Genomic DNA, 16,206 nt, shown 5'->3' with positions numbered 1-16,206 from the left:
CGGGGTGCCGGTCGGTGTCAGCGCCCGGGCCGCCCGGCGGGGCGCCAGGTGACGGGTCTCGTCGGTGTGGGCCGGGAGGGGCTGGAAGGCATGCCTGCTCCGGTTCAGAGGATCTCGGCGACGGGGACGGGGGTGCCGGGCGCGGTCGCGGGCGCGGGCACGGTGGCCAGGGGGGTCCGGGGACGGGCGGCGGCCGACGGGACCGGGTGGCGCTGCGTGGGCGGCAGTACCCGTGGCAGCCCGGCGCTCTCGCCCAGCACGACATGGCGTACGACCCGCTCGGCGGCGCGCCCGTCCTCGTACGGGCAGAACCGCTCGCGGAACGCGGTCCGCAGCTGGGTCGAGCGGGAGCCGCGCCAGTGGCCGGTCGCGAAGATGTCGATCAGCTCGTCCTCGCTGCGCGCGACCGCGCCCGGCGGGAAGTCCCGCAGGTCGAAGTAGGTGCCCCGGGAGGCCTGGTACGCCTCCCAGTCGTCCGCGTGGATCACGATCGGCCGGTCCAGGACCGCGTAGTCGAACATCAGGGAGGAGTAGTCGGTGACCAGCGCGTCCGAGGCCAGGCAGAGGTTCTCGATGCTCGGGTGGTCGGAGACGTCGATGAGCCGGGCCCCGGAGCGGTTGCTCAGCGCGGCGGCGTACGAGTGGTGGGCGCGGGTCAGGACGACGAACCGGGGGCCGAGCCGGCGCAGGACGCGCTCCAGGTCGAGGGCGAGACGCTGGGTGCGGCGGTAGTCGCGGTAGGTCGGCGCGTACAGGATGGCGACCGTGCCCTCGGGGATGCCGAGGGACTGCCGCAGCCGGGTGACGTCCGTCGAGGTCGCCCGCTGGAACACGTCGTTGCGGGGGAGGCCGTACTCCAGCGTCGTGTACGCGGCGGGGAAGACGCGCTCCCAGATCAGGGTGGAGTGGCGGTTGCCCGACAGGCAGTAGTCCCACTTGTCGACGCTGCGCAGCAACTCGGCGAAGTCGGTGTCACGGGCGGCCGCCGGGCGGTCCTGGAGGTCGAGGCCCATGTACTTGAGCGGGGTGCCGTGCTGGGTCTGGATCATGATCTGGCCGGGGCGCTTGACCAGCCGGCGGTCGAAGTTGACGTTGTTGACGAGGTACTTGGAGCGGGCGAGCGCCGTCCAGTACGCCGTCGTACCGGGCCGCAGACGGCGCGTCGAGGCCGGGATCGTGTGGTGGTACTCGGGGTGCGCGATCCACGCCGTACGGATGTGCGGGGCGAGTTCGCGGAACGCGGACTCCAGAGCGCCCGGGTTGCAGCCGTGGCCGCGCCCCCAGTAGCTGGAGAAGACGGCGCGGTCGGCGCGCAGCGGCAGGCGGAGCTGGACGCGGTAGTGGAACTGGAGGGCGCCGCCGCGGACCTTGCGCAGCAGTCCCTTGACGCCGCGCAGCGCCTTCTTGTGGGTACTCGTGGCCAGGCCGAGCAGTCGGTACGTGCGGTGGTTGCCGAGCCGGACCAGGGCGTGCCGGAGGCGGGTGCGGGGGCGGACGGGGGCGCCCGGCGCGCGGTAACGGCGGTAGTGGGTGCGGGCCTTGCGCAGGAACTCGGCGCGGGTGCCGCGCGGCAGCCGGCCCCGCTTGGTGAACACCGTGGAGAGGTGGTCGACCATGCGGCGGAACAGGACCGGACGCCACCGCGCCAGCTCCGGGTGGGCGTCGAGATGCGCGAAGACGCGGTCGTACTGCTCGAAGATGTCGAAGTGCTTGCGGCTGCTGGTGCCGAGGATGTTGCCCTGACGGCGCTGGCGGTAGTGCACACAGACCCGGTCGAGGGTGGCGATCGTCTCGGCGGAGATCAGCGCCGGGTAGGTCCAGGGGGTGTCCTCGTAGTAGCCGGGCGGGAAGGAGAGGCCCGCACGCTGGACGAACTCCCTTCGGTACGCCTTGTTCCACACCACCATCAGGACCCTGAGCAGCCCCGGCCGGTCGTCGAGCCGGAAGGGCGCGTGTCCCCGCTCGCTGAGCTGCTCCGCGAAGTGGTTGCGGACGATGTCCCCGTTCCAGTAGGTGCGCGCGTAGTCGTAGACCAGGACGTCCGGTTCGGAGGTCTCCTTCAGCCGGTCGGCGATCGCGCGCAGGGCGTCCGGGGTGAGGGTGTCGTCGCCGTCCAGGAAGAGCAGGTAGTCGCCGGTGGCGTGTTCGAGCCCCGCGTTGCGGGCGCGGCCGAGGCCCACGTTCCCCGGCAGGCGGACGGGGTGGACCCGGGAGTCACGGGCGGCGAACTCGTCGATGATCGCACCGCAGGCGTCGGGCGAGCAGTCGTCGACGGCGATCAGTTCGAGGTCCGGATAGGACTGCTCCAGCACGGATTCGAGGCATTCGTGCAGGTACGCCTGAACCTTGTACGCGGGGACGATGACACTGAACCTGGGCAAGGGACATCCATGGGTCGGCGCGGGCATACTGCCCGGCAACGGCCGAAGGGGTGACTTGGTTACGCCAGATGTGGCATACGGGGGATTCTGGGTGAACGCCGAGGGGCGAGCCGGTGTCCGGCTCGCCCCTGATGTGGTTATTTGTCCGGCTACTTCACCGCGCCCGCCATCACCCCGGACACGAACTGGCGCTGGAACGCGAAGAACACGGCCAGCGGGATGACCATCGAGATGAAGGCGCCGGGCGCCAGCACGTCGATGTTGTTGCCGAACTGGCGTACCTGGGTCTGTAGTGCGACCGTGATCGGCTGGCTGCCCGCGTCCGAGAACACCAGCGCGACCAGCATGTCGTTCCACACCCACAGGAACTGGAAGATGCCGAGCGAGGCGATCGCGGGACCGCCGAGCGGCATCACGACCCGTAGGAACAGGCGCAGTTCACCGGCGCCGTCGAGCCGGGCCGCCTCCAGCAGCTCCCGGGGGATCTCCGCGAAGAAGTTCCGCAGCAGGAACACCGCGAAGGGCAGACCGAAGCCCACGTGGAAGAGGATCACCCCGAAGATCGTGCCGAAGATGCCGATCCTGCCGAAGAGTTCGGCGATCGGGATCAGCGCCACCTGCACGGGGACGACCAGCAGACCGACCACCGCCAGGAACCACCAGTCGCGGCCCGGGAACTCCATCCAGGCGAAGGCGTAGCCCGCGAGCGCGCCGATGACGACGACGAGAACGGTCGCCGGGACGGTGATCAGCACCGTGTTCCCCAGGGAACTCGTGATGTCACCGTTCTCCAGGAGCTTCTGGTAACTGTCCACGGTGAGCTGGGAGGGCTCGCTGAAGACCTTCCACCAGCCGGACGCGCTCATGTCCGCCGGTGCGCGCAGCGAGGACAGCAACAGCCCGATCGTCGGCACCAGCCAGAACAGGCCGACGAGGAGGAGGAAGACCCGGACGATCCCGCCGCTGACACCGCTCGCGAGCCGTGAGCCGAGCGACTCCCGGGCCTTGGCGCCGGTGACGGGCGCGGTCTTCGTGAGACCGCCGACCTGGGTGGTCATCGTCGTACCTCCCGCCGCAGACGACGCACGTTGAACCACACCACCGGGATCACGAGCAGCAGCAGGAACACCGCGATCGCGCTCGCGATGCCCGGCTGGTCCTCGGAGAAGCCCTTCCGGTACAGCTCCAGGGCCAGCACGTTCGCGTCGTCCTGGGAGGAGCCCGGCGGGATGATGAAGACCAGGTCGAAGACCTTCAGCACGTTGATCATCAGCGTGACCAGGACGACGGCGAGGACGGGCGCGAGCAGCGGCACGGTGACCCTTCGGAACACCTGCCACTCGTTCGCCCCGTCCACCCGCGCCGCTTCGAGGAGTTCACGCGGCACGCCCGCGAGCCCCGCCGCGATGAGCACCATGGCGAAGCCGGCCCACATCCAGACGTACGCTCCGATCACGGCCGGGGTGACGAGCGACGGGCCGAGCCAGTCGACGCCGTTGTACGGCTCACGGAAGTTGCTCGCCGGGAGCCGGAGCCGAGCCCCGTCCGCCTTGTCGGAGAGCGTGAAGGTGCCGTCGGCCCGTACCTTCGCCGAATCGACGACCTTGCCGTCCTTCACCGCCTCGATCTTCATGCCCGGGTAGCCGAGTTCGCCCGGGTCGACCTGGCCGAGCCTGCCGACGCCCTTGCCCCGGGTGAAGTCCTGCCAGGCGGTGCCGGTGACCTTGCCGGGCTCGGACGGTGCCTGCACGGCCTTCTTCGCGCCGCCCGGCATCTTGTCGGGGGCGACGCCGACGAGGGGAAGGGAGACGGACTGCCCGGCGTGCACGGCCTGTTGGGTGAGGAAGCCGCCCTTCTCCGGGCGGAGCGGCGACTGCCGTCCAGGGTGGGCGTTCGGGAACGCCGACGACTCGGCGAAGGTGTCGTGCACCCCCACCCAGACCGCGTTCGCGACGCCCTTGTTCGGGTCCTGGTCGTACACCAGCCGGAAGATGATCCCCGCGGCGAGCATCGAGATCGCCATCGGCATGAAGACGACCAGCTTGAACGCCGTGCCCCAGCGGACCCGTTCGGTGAGGACCGCGAAGACGAGACCGAGCGCGGTCGCGACGGTGGGCGCGAACACGACCCAGATGACGTTGTTCTTGAGGGCGGTACGGATGCCGTCGTCGGTGAACAGCGCCTTGTAGTTGTCGACGCCGGCGAAACCGTCGCCGGACTGGTTGAGGAAGCTGCGGATCAGCGAGTACCCGATCGGGTAGACCACGAGCGCGCCGAGCAGCACGAGGCAGGGCAGCAGGAACAGCACCGCCACGGTCCTGCGGGTGCCGGTCACGCTCTTGCGTGTGCGGGCCGGAGGAACCGGTGCGGTTCCTCCGGCCGTTGCCGACGTCATCGCCGGATCAGCTTCCGCTGCCGTACGCCGCCGCCGCGTCCTTCTCCAGCGTCGCCTGGGTGCCCGCGACGTCGGTCGGGTTCTTCAGGAAGTCCTGGAGGTCCTTCCACTCACCCTTGCCGGGCGTGCCGCCGAAGGCCTGCGGGGCCTGGTCGGACATGTCGAAGCGGAAGTCGTCGCCCGACGCGATCAGCGACTTGGCGATCTTCTGCTGCACGGCGTTCGGGTACGCCGAGTTCGGCACGTTCTTGTTGGGGGAGAGGTAGCCGCCCAGCTTGGCCTGGATCGTCGCCGCGTCCGGGGAGGCCAGGAAGGTGGCCAGTGCCTGCGCCGCCTTGGAGTCCTTCAGGATGACGGCCGCGTCGCCGCCGGAGACCACGGGCGCCGCGCTGCCCACGGCCGGGAACGGGAACACCTTCGCGTCCGTGCCCACCTTGGCCTTGGTCTCGCCGATGTTGACCTGTGCGAAGTCGCCCTCGAAGACCATGCCCGCCTTGGGCTGGTCGCCGCCGGTGAAGGTCTGGGTGACGGAGGCCGGGAACTCCGTCTGCAGGGCGCCGTTCGCGCCGCCCGCGATGTAGTTCTTCTTGCCCCAGATCCCGGCGAGGGTGGTGAGGGCCTGCTTGACGGACGGATCCGTCCACTTGATCTTGTGCTGGCTCAGCTGGTCGTACTTCTCCGGGCCCGCCTGGGAGAGATACACGTTCTCGAACCAGTCGGTGAGGGTCCAGCCGTCGGCGCCGCCGACGGAGAACGGGGTGACACCGGAGTCGTAGACCGTCTGCGCGGTCGTCAGCAGGTCCTGCCAGGTCTGGGGCTCCTTCGCGCCCGCGTTCTCGAAGACCTTGGCGTTGTACCAGATCAGCGACTTGTTGGCGGCCTTGTAGTACACGCCGTACTGCTTGCCGCCCACCTTGCCGATGTCCTGCCAGCCCTGCGAGTAGTTCTTGGCGAGCTCGGCCAGGGCCTCGGGGCCGAGGGGTTTGGCCCACTTCTTGTCGACGGCCTGTTTGATGGCTCCGGGCTGCGGCAGCAGCGCGACGTCCGGCGGCTGGCCGCCCGCGATCTTCGAACCGAGGAAGTTGATGATCGGGTCCTGGGCCGCCACGAAGGTCACCTTCGCGCCGGTGCGCTTCTCGAACTCCGCGAGGACCGTCTTGAAGTTCTTCTGCTCCTCGCCGGTCCAGACGGCGGCGACTTCGAGGCTCTCGCCGTTGAGCTTGGGGAGGGTGACGGTGTCGCCGCTCGCACTGGCGCTGCTCGTGCCGCCGTTGCTGTTCTTGTCCTTGCTGCCGCCGCCGCACGCGGTGAGGGCGAGCGCGACGGCGACGGCGACGGCGGCTGCGGCGGCCTGCGCGGCCCTGGGTGACCTGCGGTGGTGTGCGGCTCTGCGTGACCTGTGCGTCGAGTGGTTGGGCGACTTGTGTGTACGAAGAGCTCTGTGCATCACTGCCCCGTTCTCGTTCTTCGTCGAACGTCCGGCGCTGTCCCGTGCGCTCTGGTCTACGCCCGGGGCATCGAGGGCGGCAAGAGCGCCTGCGCTGTCAAGTGGGTGATCGTGATTGGGTCGTGACGTGGGCGGCTGTGCGAACGCGGTGCGGACTCTGTGCGGCGCACGCGCTCCGGCGGTGGAATGGGAACAACGAGGACCCGAACGCCGGGTGACGGCAAGTCAGCCGGATGACGGCGGGTCAGTCGGGTGGCATGAGGTGGACGGGGCCGGTGTGGACAGCGCCGTCGCGAGGGGGCTGCCGTAGGTGCGGGTGCCCGCGCTGAAGGCGCCGTCGGTGAGCACGGGCACGGTCGTACTCGCGTCCACCTCGACCGCGATCGCCACGTCGTCGGCGAAGCCGCTCCGGACCAGCTCCAGAGCGGAGGAACACGCGGCCACGGCACCGGCCGCGTCGGGGGTCCCGGTGAAGGCGGTCCGGGCGGCCGCCGCCTCGGGCGACAGCGGTCCGGCGCCGCCCGCCGCCTGGAGTGCGGCGATGACCGCTCCGGCCCCCATCAGGTCCTCCAGACCCGGCCGCAGGCTGCCGTCCGGCCAGCGCTCGCCCGCGGCGATCACGGCGAGGGGCCGTTCCAGGGTTCCGTGACCATGGAGCGCCAGCCATCGGCCGACGGCCGACGCGTTGCGCAGACAGCCCGCGACCACGGTCGAGCCGCCCGCCGCCGCGGCGATGGCGGATCCGTTGGGCGAGGGGAGGACGAGCCGGGGGGTAAACGGGGCCCGCCGGAGCGCGGCGGGGGACAGCGACCAGGGAGAGGCCGCGGTGACCGCCCGCCGTCCGACCGCCAGTTCCGCGGCGTTGTCCCGGGCGAAGACGGACGCCGTCTTGTCCCGCCAGGCATAGGGGTGGACCCGGGTCCCCGCCTCGACGGCGACGTTCACGGAGGTGCTGAACGACAACACGTCCACCACCACGAGACACCCGACCCCGCCCGCGACCCGCTCCGCCCCACCGGCCCCCCACTCGAACCGGACCCCGTACTCCTGCTGCAGATACCAGTCACTCATGTCACCCATGTCCCTCATGGGGGCCGAGTGTCGCGTACGGGTGTCGAAGAGCTACAGCAACGACGGCATCTCCACCGCCGCCACCGACTTCGCCGCCCGCTCCAGCGCGCTGGCCAGCAGGGCCAGGTCCGTGGGGCCGTTGCCGAGTTCGCGGACGGGGCGGCGGGCCGGGGGGTCGCCCATGCGGTGCCATTCGAGGGGGACGACCGTGGGGCGGAGGGTGGCCGTGCGGGGGATGCGGCCCGTGACCCGGCCGGCCTGGAAGGGCGTGAGGCGGCCGTCGGGAGTGGACAGACGGCCGCGGCCGGGGGCGGGTTCGTCCGCGCCGGGGGACACCGGGTCGAGGGAGATACGGAGCGAGGCGGCGCGGCCCAGTTCGGTGGTCGCCGTGCGGCCGTCGTCCGCGGCGGCCGCCACAAGGTGCACACCGAGGCGGTCACCCTCGCGGGCGACGGCCTCCAGCGCCCGTACGACCGAACCGGCCGCCGGTCGTCCCGGGGAGCCCAGCGCGGGGGAGAGCAACGCGTCCAGGTCGTCGATGATGACGAAGAGACGGGCCAACGGGGGGCCCGGTTCCGTCCGTTCGCGGGCAGCGGCCGGGCGCAGCCGCAGGGTCGAACTGGGGGGCGTGTCGAGATCCGCGGCGCCGGAGGAGGAGGGGGAGACGGAGGGGGAGCCGGAGCCGGGCTTCGCTCCCGGGGAGGGTTTGGGGGTGCGCTGGGCGACCATCCGGCCCGACATCTCGCCGCGCGTGTGCCACTCCGCGAAGTCGAGCCGACCGAGGAGCTCGGCCCGCCGCTTCAGCTCGGCGCTGAGTGCCTGGGCGAACTCCCGCATCCGTACGGGGTCGTTGGCGGTGAGGTGGGTGGTGACGTGGGGCAGGTCTGTACAGACCCGCAGCCCCTCCGCCCCTTGGCCCGCGCCGTGGCCTCCGGTGCTGTCCCGCCCGTCCATCAGCACGATCCCGAGCCGGTCGGGGCGCTCCGCGGCGGCCAGGGACGCGGCGATCGCGCGGAGCAGCTCCGTACGACCGCTGCCGGGCGGGCCCTCTATCAGCAGGTGCGGGCCCTCGGTGGGGAGGTCCACGGCGACCGGGCCGCGCGGGCCGGCGCCGAGGACGGCCCGGCCGCGGCCGCCGAGCGCCTCCGTGTCGTCCGCCGCGTCCGCCCAACGCGCCATGAGGGACGCCGGGGTGGCCCGGGCCAGTCCCAACTCGTCCAGCAGACGCGCCGCTTGAGGGAGCGGCGCGGATACGCGCGCGTGGCGGTCGGCGTGCGCCCCGTCCGTACGGAGGGGGGCCAGTGCGCGCGCGAAACGCTCCGCCCAGGCCAGTGACACCGCGTCCACCGCGGCGACCGTGCCGTGCCCCACGGGCCCGTCGGATCCCACCCGCATCAGTCGCAGCGCCGTCGCCACATCCCCGCTGAGCAGCGCGACCGCCCCGCACTCCCGGAACGCCGGTGATGCCTCGCAGGCCGCCTCGTACGTCTCCGTCACCGGGGACGCGGGCGACGCGGACACGGTCTCGGCCAGACACACCACGTGTATGCCCGCCCGCGCGCCCTCGTGCGTCAGCCGCAGCACCGCCTCCCGTACGTCGGCGCCTCCGGGGTCCCCGTCCACGACGAGCACGGTGAACGGCCCCTCGAAGTCCGGGTCGGCCCCCGTCGGGTCCTCGTCGCGGGCCCAGGACGGGCGCCGTGCGCCGCCCCGCGCGTCCACGGGGACGCGGTCGGCCTTGTCGTACGCGCCCCGGGCGCCGCCCGTTTCGGTCAGCTGGTCGTCCAGGCGGCGCAGGAGCTCGTCCGTGCGGGCCGTCGCCTGTTCACGGTCGTAGGCGAGGAGGAGACGGCAGTCCTGGCCGTGGGTGGGGCGCAGATGCGGGAGCCAGCCGAGCCAGGACCACTCGGCGGTGCGCTCCTCCACGGGGCGGGAGCGGTCCGCGCTGATCAGGACGATGTCGAGGGCGTCCGGGGAGTGCAGCGCGGCGAGCTGGGCGACCACCGAGCGGGTCAGCCCGGCCAGCCGCGCCCGCGGCCCCGCCAGGCCCAGCGAGCCGACCTCCCGCAGGCCCGCGGTCACCGGCACCGCGGGCACCAGCCCCGAACCGTCGGGGGCCGCACGGTCCGCCGTGCCCAGCCGCACCGTCAGCGTCTCCGGGTGGCCCGGGCCGCGCTCCCACAGCCGCGGTCCCGGACCCAGCGCGGTGAGCAGCAGCGTCGCGGGATCGGGCCAGCTCTCCGGGGCCTGTGTGGGCAGGGCGGCCACCAGGAACTCCGCCGCCCCGTCATCCCCTTCCGTGTCGTACGGATCCCCCGGGCCGGTGCCCGGCAGTTCGTCCCGGGCGCCGGTCAGCCGACGCGCCCACGCGCCGAACCCGCTCCGCTTGCGCACCCCGGGTGGTACATCGGTGCCCCGTGTGGGCGTGCCTTTGCGGGTGCCCGGCTCCGGACCGGCCGCGGTCCGGGGCGTGACTCCGTCCCCCGGGGTGTCGGGGTCGGACGGCCGCGCGGGCCTGCTCTCGATCCGGGGTGCCCGGCCCTGCTCGGGCACGACCGGGCCGTGCTCCTGTCCTCCGGGGACGCCGCCCGCGGCTCCCCACTCCGCCGATCCGAAGCCGTGATGTGTGTCACCGACGGGCGGCACGGGCAGCGCGCCGGCTCCGGAGGCGCCCCCCACGCGCGCGTGGGGCACGACAGGAGCGGAAGGACCGGCGGGGGCGGTGGGACCGGCGGGGGACGACGAGGGGCCGGGGCCGGTGGGCGGCTTCGGGCGGGTGGCCGTGCCGGTGAGGGTGGTGACCCTGACGTGGCCCTCCCCGTCCGGCGTCGTGCCCACCGGATCCGCGCCACCGGGCGGAGCCAGCCGCAGGGCGGACTCGCCGACGCGCAGCAGCGCGCCCTGCCCGAAGCGGACCGGGCGGGTGCCGACCTGGGTGCCGTCCAGCGTCGTGCCGTTCGTCGAGCCCAGGTCGGCGACCGAGACGCGACCCTCGGGGGTGACCGTGACCGCGCAGTGCAGGCGGGAGACATCGGGATCGTCCAGCGGGACGTCCGCGTCGGCGGAGCGGCCGATGTCGATCCGGCCGCCGTGCAGCAGGTGGACGCCGCCCGCGTCGGGGCCCGCGACGACATGGAGCCGGGCCGCGACCCCGTCCACGTCGGGACCGGGTTCGGCGGGGCAGCCCAGGGACAGCACGGCGCCGTCCGTCAGGGGAGGCTCGCCCAGTGTGCAGCGCTGGCCGTCGAGGCGCTCGGCGCCCGCGTACAGCACGACGGGTCCTCCGCCGACCTCTCGGCCGCGCTCGTGCTGGCCTGCGCCCTCACCGCCGACCGCCGAGGCCAGACCCGCCGCCACCGCCGCCAGCGCCGTCCCGGCGGGAGCGGTGACCAGCACATCGCAGGCCGCGGCTCGCCCCCGCGGCTCCGAGGGCGAGCCCAGCGGGTCTACGACGGTCAGCCGGATCTGCATCGCCGCCAGCGGTCCCTTCCGCGCAGGCGCCCGCGAGGAGGGCGAGGCTGTGCCGCGGTCCCCCACCGCAGATTCCCCCACCGCACACGGGCACGTCGGCCAGTACTGAAGGCATCCTCGCACCTGTCACTGACAACACGCCCGCCACCCACCGGCAAGTGATCTTGATTGGTCGGCTCTGCCCGTAAAAGTGCCTGACCAGTGCCCGACCGGTGCCCGCTTGAGATCGGTCACGTCGCCCCCGCGGACGCCGATCGGCAACCAACCGCCACATGCGAGCGTCTTTCCATCGAACATGTACGGGAACGCGTACGTAAGCGCTTATGCGAAGCACAGGTGCTTGTGGGAAGCAGTGGGAAGCACAGGAAGACGACAGTCCGGTGCCATGTGTCTCGGCACTACAGTGGAGCGGAAACCGCCACAGCACGCTGACGACGGCGGACGGACCAGGCAAGCAAGCAACAGGGAGCGCATGACGTGCGGCCGGTAGGGAGCAAGTACCTCCTTGAGGAGCCGCTTGGGCGCGGCGCCACAGGCACTGTCTGGCGAGCCCGCCAGCGGGAGACCGCGGGCGCCGAGGCGGCCGTCGCCGGCCAGCCCGGCGAGACCGTGGCGATCAAGGTCCTCAAGGAGGAGCTCGCCAACGACGCGGACATCGTGATGCGGTTCCTCCGGGAGCGCTCCGTCCTGCTGCGCCTGACCCACCCGAACATCGTGCGGGTACGGGACCTCGTCGTCGAGGGCGACCTGCTCGCCCTGGTCATGGACCTGGTCGACGGCCCCGACCTGCACCGCTATCTGCGCGAGAACGGCCCGTTCTCGCCCGTCGCCGCCGCCCTCCTCACCGCCCAGGTCGCCGACGCGCTCGCCGCCAGCCACGCCGACGGCGTCGTGCACCGCGACCTGAAGCCCGCGAACGTCCTGCTCAAGCAGGACGGCGGCCAGATGCACCCGATGCTCACCGACTTCGGCATCGCCCGGCTCGCCGACTCCCCGGGCCTCACCCGGACCCACGAGTTCGTCGGCACGCCCGCGTACGTCGCGCCGGAGTCCGCCGAGGGACGCCCGCAGACGTCCGCCGTCGACATCTACGGCGCGGGCATCCTGCTGTACGAGCTGGTCACCGGGCGTCCCCCGTTCGCCGGCGAGTCCGCCCTCGAAGTGCTGCACCAGCACCTGAGCGCCGAGCCGCGCCGCCCCTCCACGGTCCCGGACCCCCTGTGGACCGTCATAGAGCGCTGCCTGCGCAAGAACCCGGATCAGCGGCCCAGCGCCGAGAACCTCGCCCGCGGGCTGCGCACCGTCGCCCAGGGCATCGGTGTGCACGCCAACTCCGCGCAGATCGCCGCCGCGGAGGGCGTGGGCGCGCTGCTCGCCCCCGACCCGGCGCCGGCCGCGGTGCCGGGCGTGCCCGGCGCGGCCGACCCCACGCAGGTGCTGCCGCACAGCGCCCCGGGGGCCTACGACCCGAACGGCGCGACCAGCGTCCTGCCGCACACCGGCGCCCCTGGCATGTCCGGCGCCGCCGACCCCACCGCCGTACTGCCGCACCGCGGCGCCGCCGACCCGACCGCCGTGATGCCGCCGGTGCCCCCGCACCAGCCGGGACAGCCCGGGCAGCCGGGGCAGGGCGAGGACCCGCACCCCTGGCAGAGCCAGCTGCGCGCGGCGCGGGACCGCAACGAGCAGACCCAGGTCCAGTACCTCGACCCCGACCAGGACCCGCTGCGCCGCCGTCCGCAGCGGCAGGTCGCGCGTCCCCAGCAACAGCAGCGCCCGCCGCAGGGGCAGCAGCCGCCGCCCGGATACGGGTATCCGCAGCAGCAACAGCCGCAGCAGTACGCGCCTCAACAGCAGCCGCAGCGTCGTCAGCGGCAGCAGCAGGGGTACGCCCCCGCGCCTCAGCAGCAGGCGCAGCCTCAGCGGTACGCGCCCCCGCCGCAGCCCGAGGCGCCGGCGCCCCGGCAGTCGCGCGAGCCGCGGCAGCGCAGCGCCAACCCGATGAAGATCCCGGGACTCGGCTGCCTCAAGGGCTGCCTGTTCACGATCGTCATCCTGTTCGTCGCCGGCTGGCTGGTCTGGGAGTTCAGCCCGCTCCAGCACTGGATCGGCACGACCAAGGGGTACTGGGGTGTGCTGAAGGACGGGTTCAACACCGCCACCAAGTGGATCGGGGATCTCGGCGGTTCCGGTAATTAGCTCCCGTCGATTCCCTTTTGATTCGCGGTGAATCCCTCGCGGTTCTCTCGCGACTCTGGGGATTTGTCGACATCTGACGGGTGATTTCCGTCTCCGGAGTGAAGGTTGGCTCTTCGGACGCGTACTTTTAGCGGCAACACGCGTCAGTAGGAGCAGTCTTGGCACGGAAGATCGGGAGCCGGTACACCGCCCACCAGATTCTGGGGCGGGGCAGCGCCGGCACGGTGTGGCTCGGTGAGGGACCTGAGGGGCCCGTCGCCATCAAGCTGCTGCGCGAGGACCTCGCGTCCGACCAGGAGCTGGTGGGCCGCTTCGTACAGGAGCGCACGGCTCTGCTCGGGCTCGATCACCCGCATGTCGTGGCGGTGCGGGACCTCGTCGTCGACGGCAATGACCTCGCGCTCGTCATGGACCTCGTACGGGGCACGGATCTGCGCACCCGGCTCGACCGGGAACGGCGGCTGGCGCCCGAGGCCGCGGTCGCGATCGTGGCCGACGTCGCGGACGGGCTGGCGGCGGCGCACGCGGCCGGGGTCGTGCACCGGGACGTGAAGCCGGAGAACGTGCTGCTGGACATGCAGGGTCCGCTGGGCCCGGGGGGCTCGCACCCCGCGCTGCTCACGGACTTCGGTGTGGCCAAACTCATCGACTCGCCGCGGCGGACCCGGGCCACGAAGATCATCGGGACGCCGGACTATCTCGCGCCCGAGATCATCGAAGGGCTGCCGCCGCGGGCCGCCGTCGACATCTACGCCCTGGCGACCGTCCTGTACGAGCTCCTCGCCGGGTTCACGCCCTTCGGGGGCGGGCATCCCGGGGCGGTGCTGCGGCGGCACGTGACCGAGACGGTCGTACCGCTTCCCGGTATCCCCGAGGAGCTGTGGCAGCTGATCGTGCAGTGCCTGGCCAAGGCGCCGGCGTCGCGGTTGCGGGCCTCCGAGCTGGGGGCGCGGTTGCGGGAGCAGCTGCCGCTGCTGGCGGGGATGCCGCCGCTGGACGTCGACGAACCGGACGGGGAGTCGACGGAGGACGTCCCCGAGGGGGGCGAGACGGCGGAGCCGACGGTGCCGGCCTCGCGGGTGCGGCGGGGGGCGGTGCCGTTGGTGCCGGGGGCTGCGCCGGACTCCAACCGGGACACGCACACGTCGATGCGGGTGCCGGGGCCGGACGAGCTGGCGGGTGGGGCGCGCGGGACGGCTCGGGCGCCGCGGGCGGCGGGGGCGCCTCGGCCGGGGTCGGCCCGGCACCGGGCGTCGGCGCGGCGACGCCGGATCACGTTGGGGGTGGCGGGGGCCGTTCTGGTCGCCGCGGTGGGGGTCGGTACGTGGCTGGCCACGTCGGGTGACGACGCCGGGGCGACGCCGCACGACACGAAGAACTCGGCCCCGGCGTCCCCCTGACCCCCGCTCCGACCTGGGGCTCCGCCCCGGACCCCGGGTTGTCCGGCTGCGGGCCGGTGGGGGCTGGGCGCGCAGTTCCCCGCGCCCCTGGAGGCCGGGGCTTCGCCCCTGGCCCCCGGCTGGGGGTTGTTCGGCTGCGGGCCGGTGGGGGTTGATCGCGCAGTTCCCCGCGCCCCTGGAGGCCGGGGCTTCGCCCCTGGCCCCCGGCCGGGGGTTGTTCGGCTGCGGGTGGGTGGGGGCTGGCCGCGCAGTTCCCCGCGCCCCTGGAGGCCGGGGCTTCGCCCCTGGCCCTCGGCCGGGGGTTGTTCGGCTGAGGGCCGGTGGGGGGTGATCGCGCAGTTCCCCGCGCCCCTGGCCCCCGGAGGGACCCTGCGCTGCCCCCGTCGGACGAGGGGCGAGCCTCGCTTGCGGCAGCCGTTACGCTGGAGGCGTGGCAGTCGTCGATGTATCCGAAGAGCTCAAGTCCCTCTCCTCGACCATGGAGTCGATCGAGGCCGTCCTGGACCTCGACAAGCTGAGGGCAGATGTCGCCGTGCTCGAGGAGCAGGCGGCCGCGCCGTCCCTGTGGGACGACCCCGACGAGGCGCAGAAGATCACCAGCAAGCTGAGCCACCTCCAGGCGGAGGTCAGGAAGGCCGAGGCGCTGCGCGGGCGTATCGACGATCTGAGCGTGCTCTTCGAGATGGCCGAGGAGGAGGACGACCCGGACACCCGTGCCGAGGCCGAGTCCGAGCTCGTCTCCGTCAAGAAGGCGCTGGACGAGATGGAAGTGCGGACGCTGCTCTCCGGGGAGTACGACTCCCGTGAGGCCGTCGTCACCATCCGTGCCGAGGCCGGCGGCGTCGACGCCTCCGACTTCGCCGAGAAGCTCCAGCGCATGTACCTGCGCTGGGCCGAGCGCCACGGATACAAGACCGAGCTCTACGAGACCTCGTACGCGGAAGAGGCGGGCATCAAGTCCACCACCTTCGCCGTCCACGTCCCGTACGCGTACGGAACGCTCTCCGTGGAGCAGGGCACCCACCGCCTCGTGCGCATCTCGCCGTTCGACAACCAGGGGCGCCGCCAGACGTCCTTCGCGGGTGTCGAGATCCTGCCCGTCGTCGAGCAGACCGATCACATCGAGATCGACGAGTCCGAGCTGCGCGTCGACGTGTACCGGTCGTCCGGCCCCGGCGGCCAGGGCGTCAACACCACCGACTCCGCGGTGCGCCTCACCCACCTCCCCACCGGAATCGTCGTCTCCTGCCAGAACGAGCGGTCGCAGATCCAGAACAAGGCGAGCGCGATGAACGTGCTCCAGGCCAAGCTGCTCGAGCGGCGCCGCCAGGAGGAGCAGGCCAAGATGAACGCCCTGAAGGGCGATGGCGGCAACTCCTGGGGAAACCAGATGCGTTCGTACGTCCTGCACCCCTACCAGATGGTCAAGGACCTGCGGACCGAGTTCGAAGTCGGTAACCCCGAGGCCGTTTTCGGCGGGGAGATCGACGGATTCATCGAGGCCGGAATTCGCTGGCGCAAGCAGCAGGAGAAGTAGTTCGAGGTATCAACATCACCTCGATGCCTCTTTGTCGACAAGGCAACTGCCGCCCATCGGGCGGCAGTTGCCTTTTGTGTGGGGGAATTCTGGGTTTTACGTCACAGTCACATGTTCGCACGGCAGGCAAATGTCACTGATCCGGACATCGCGTACGCAACGACCTTGACGTTGCTGTGAAAACTGGGAATGGTGGCGCGTGGCATGCGTATCTCCGGGGCGCATGTGAACCGGGGGGCTGAGCGAGCCACCTGTGACGCCGTGGCCCCGGGCGCTGCTCCATTGACGATCAGCTACTGGGGGTA

General features: G+C 72.2%; 9 protein-coding genes. 3 read left to right on the top strand and 6 right to left on the bottom strand.

Annotated features, from left to right (window positions below; translation table 11 throughout):
• Nucleotides 1-104: 104 nt before the first annotated feature.
• The 6 genes from FNV62_RS21705 to FNV62_RS21680 all read right to left on the bottom strand — a co-directional run bounded on the left by FNV62_RS21705 (nucleotide 105) and on the right by FNV62_RS21680 (nucleotide 10,765).
• Nucleotides 105-2,381, bottom strand: coding sequence for a bifunctional glycosyltransferase family 2 protein/CDP-glycerol:glycerophosphate glycerophosphotransferase (locus tag FNV62_RS21705; RefSeq protein ID WP_144315546.1), 2,277 nt, complete (start codon nucleotides 2,379-2,381; stop codon nucleotides 105-107).
• Nucleotides 2,382-2,530: 149 nt separating this feature from the next.
• Nucleotides 2,531-3,439: a carbohydrate ABC transporter permease gene (locus FNV62_RS21700; RefSeq protein ID WP_097284951.1), complete on the bottom strand. Its 909-nt coding sequence runs from the start codon at nucleotides 3,437-3,439 to the stop codon at nucleotides 2,531-2,533.
• Complete coding sequence (locus FNV62_RS21695) at nucleotides 3,436-4,776, bottom strand: carbohydrate ABC transporter permease (RefSeq protein WP_082416485.1); 1,341 nt, start codon at nucleotides 4,774-4,776, stop codon at nucleotides 3,436-3,438. The genes FNV62_RS21700 and FNV62_RS21695 overlap by 4 nt, the downstream gene beginning before the upstream one ends.
• Before the next feature lie 7 nt (nucleotides 4,777-4,783).
• Nucleotides 4,784-6,223, bottom strand: a complete 1,440-nt coding sequence (locus FNV62_RS21690) for an ABC transporter substrate-binding protein (RefSeq protein ID WP_144315545.1) — start codon at nucleotides 6,221-6,223, stop codon at nucleotides 4,784-4,786.
• Between the two features lie 225 nt (nucleotides 6,224-6,448).
• Entirely contained in the window at nucleotides 6,449-7,312 is an 864-nt protein-coding gene (locus FNV62_RS21685; RefSeq protein ID WP_318658470.1) for a 2-phosphosulfolactate phosphatase, read from the bottom strand.
• Between the two features lie 33 nt (nucleotides 7,313-7,345).
• Nucleotides 7,346-10,765 carry an FHA domain-containing protein gene (locus FNV62_RS21680; RefSeq protein WP_144315544.1) on the bottom strand — a complete coding sequence of 1,140 codons (3,420 nt, stop codon included), beginning with the start codon at nucleotides 10,763-10,765 and terminating at the stop codon, nucleotides 7,346-7,348.
• A gap of 477 nt (nucleotides 10,766-11,242) precedes the next feature.
• Between FNV62_RS21680 and FNV62_RS21675 the strand changes: the two genes are divergently transcribed.
• The 3 genes from FNV62_RS21675 (at nucleotide 11,243) to prfB (ending at nucleotide 15,901) form a co-directional block, all read left to right on the top strand.
• Entirely contained in the window at nucleotides 11,243-12,964 is a 1,722-nt protein-coding gene (locus tag FNV62_RS21675) for a serine/threonine-protein kinase (protein ID WP_144315543.1), read from the top strand.
• Between the two features lie 158 nt (nucleotides 12,965-13,122).
• The gene (locus tag FNV62_RS21670) at nucleotides 13,123-14,364 is read left to right on the top strand and encodes a serine/threonine-protein kinase (protein WP_097284946.1); all 1,242 of its coding nucleotides are present in this window, start codon (nucleotides 13,123-13,125) and stop codon (nucleotides 14,362-14,364) included.
• A 430-nt stretch (nucleotides 14,365-14,794) separates the two neighbouring features.
• On the top strand, nucleotides 14,795-15,901 hold the full coding sequence (prfB, locus tag FNV62_RS21665) for a peptide chain release factor 2 (RefSeq protein WP_097284945.1): 1,107 nt from the start codon (nucleotides 14,795-14,797) through the stop codon (nucleotides 15,899-15,901).
• Nucleotides 15,902-16,206 lie beyond the last annotated feature (305 nt).

The sequence above is a fragment of the Streptomyces sp. RLB3-17 genome, assembly GCF_007113425.2.
Taxonomy (GTDB): Bacteria; Actinomycetota; Actinomycetes; order Streptomycetales; family Streptomycetaceae; genus Streptomyces; species Streptomyces mirabilis_D.
This window is presented reverse-complemented; position numbering and strand designations above follow the sequence as displayed.

Coding starts and splice junctions, on each gene's coding strand:
- FNV62_RS21700 (WP_097284951.1), bottom strand. CDS start 3,439: ATGACCACCCAGGTCGGCGGTCTCACGAAGACCGCGCCCGTCACCGGC.
- FNV62_RS21695 (WP_082416485.1), bottom strand. CDS start 4,776: ATGACGTCGGCAACGGCCGGAGGAACCGCACCGGTTCCTCCGGCCCGC.
- FNV62_RS21690 (WP_144315545.1), bottom strand. CDS start 6,223: ATGCACAGAGCTCTTCGTACACACAAGTCGCCCAACCACTCGACGCAC.
- FNV62_RS21685 (WP_318658470.1), bottom strand. CDS start 7,312: ATGAGGGACATGGGTGACATGAGTGACTGGTATCTGCAGCAGGAGTAC.
- FNV62_RS21680 (WP_144315544.1), bottom strand. CDS start 10,765: ATGCAGATCCGGCTGACCGTCGTAGACCCGCTGGGCTCGCCCTCGGAG.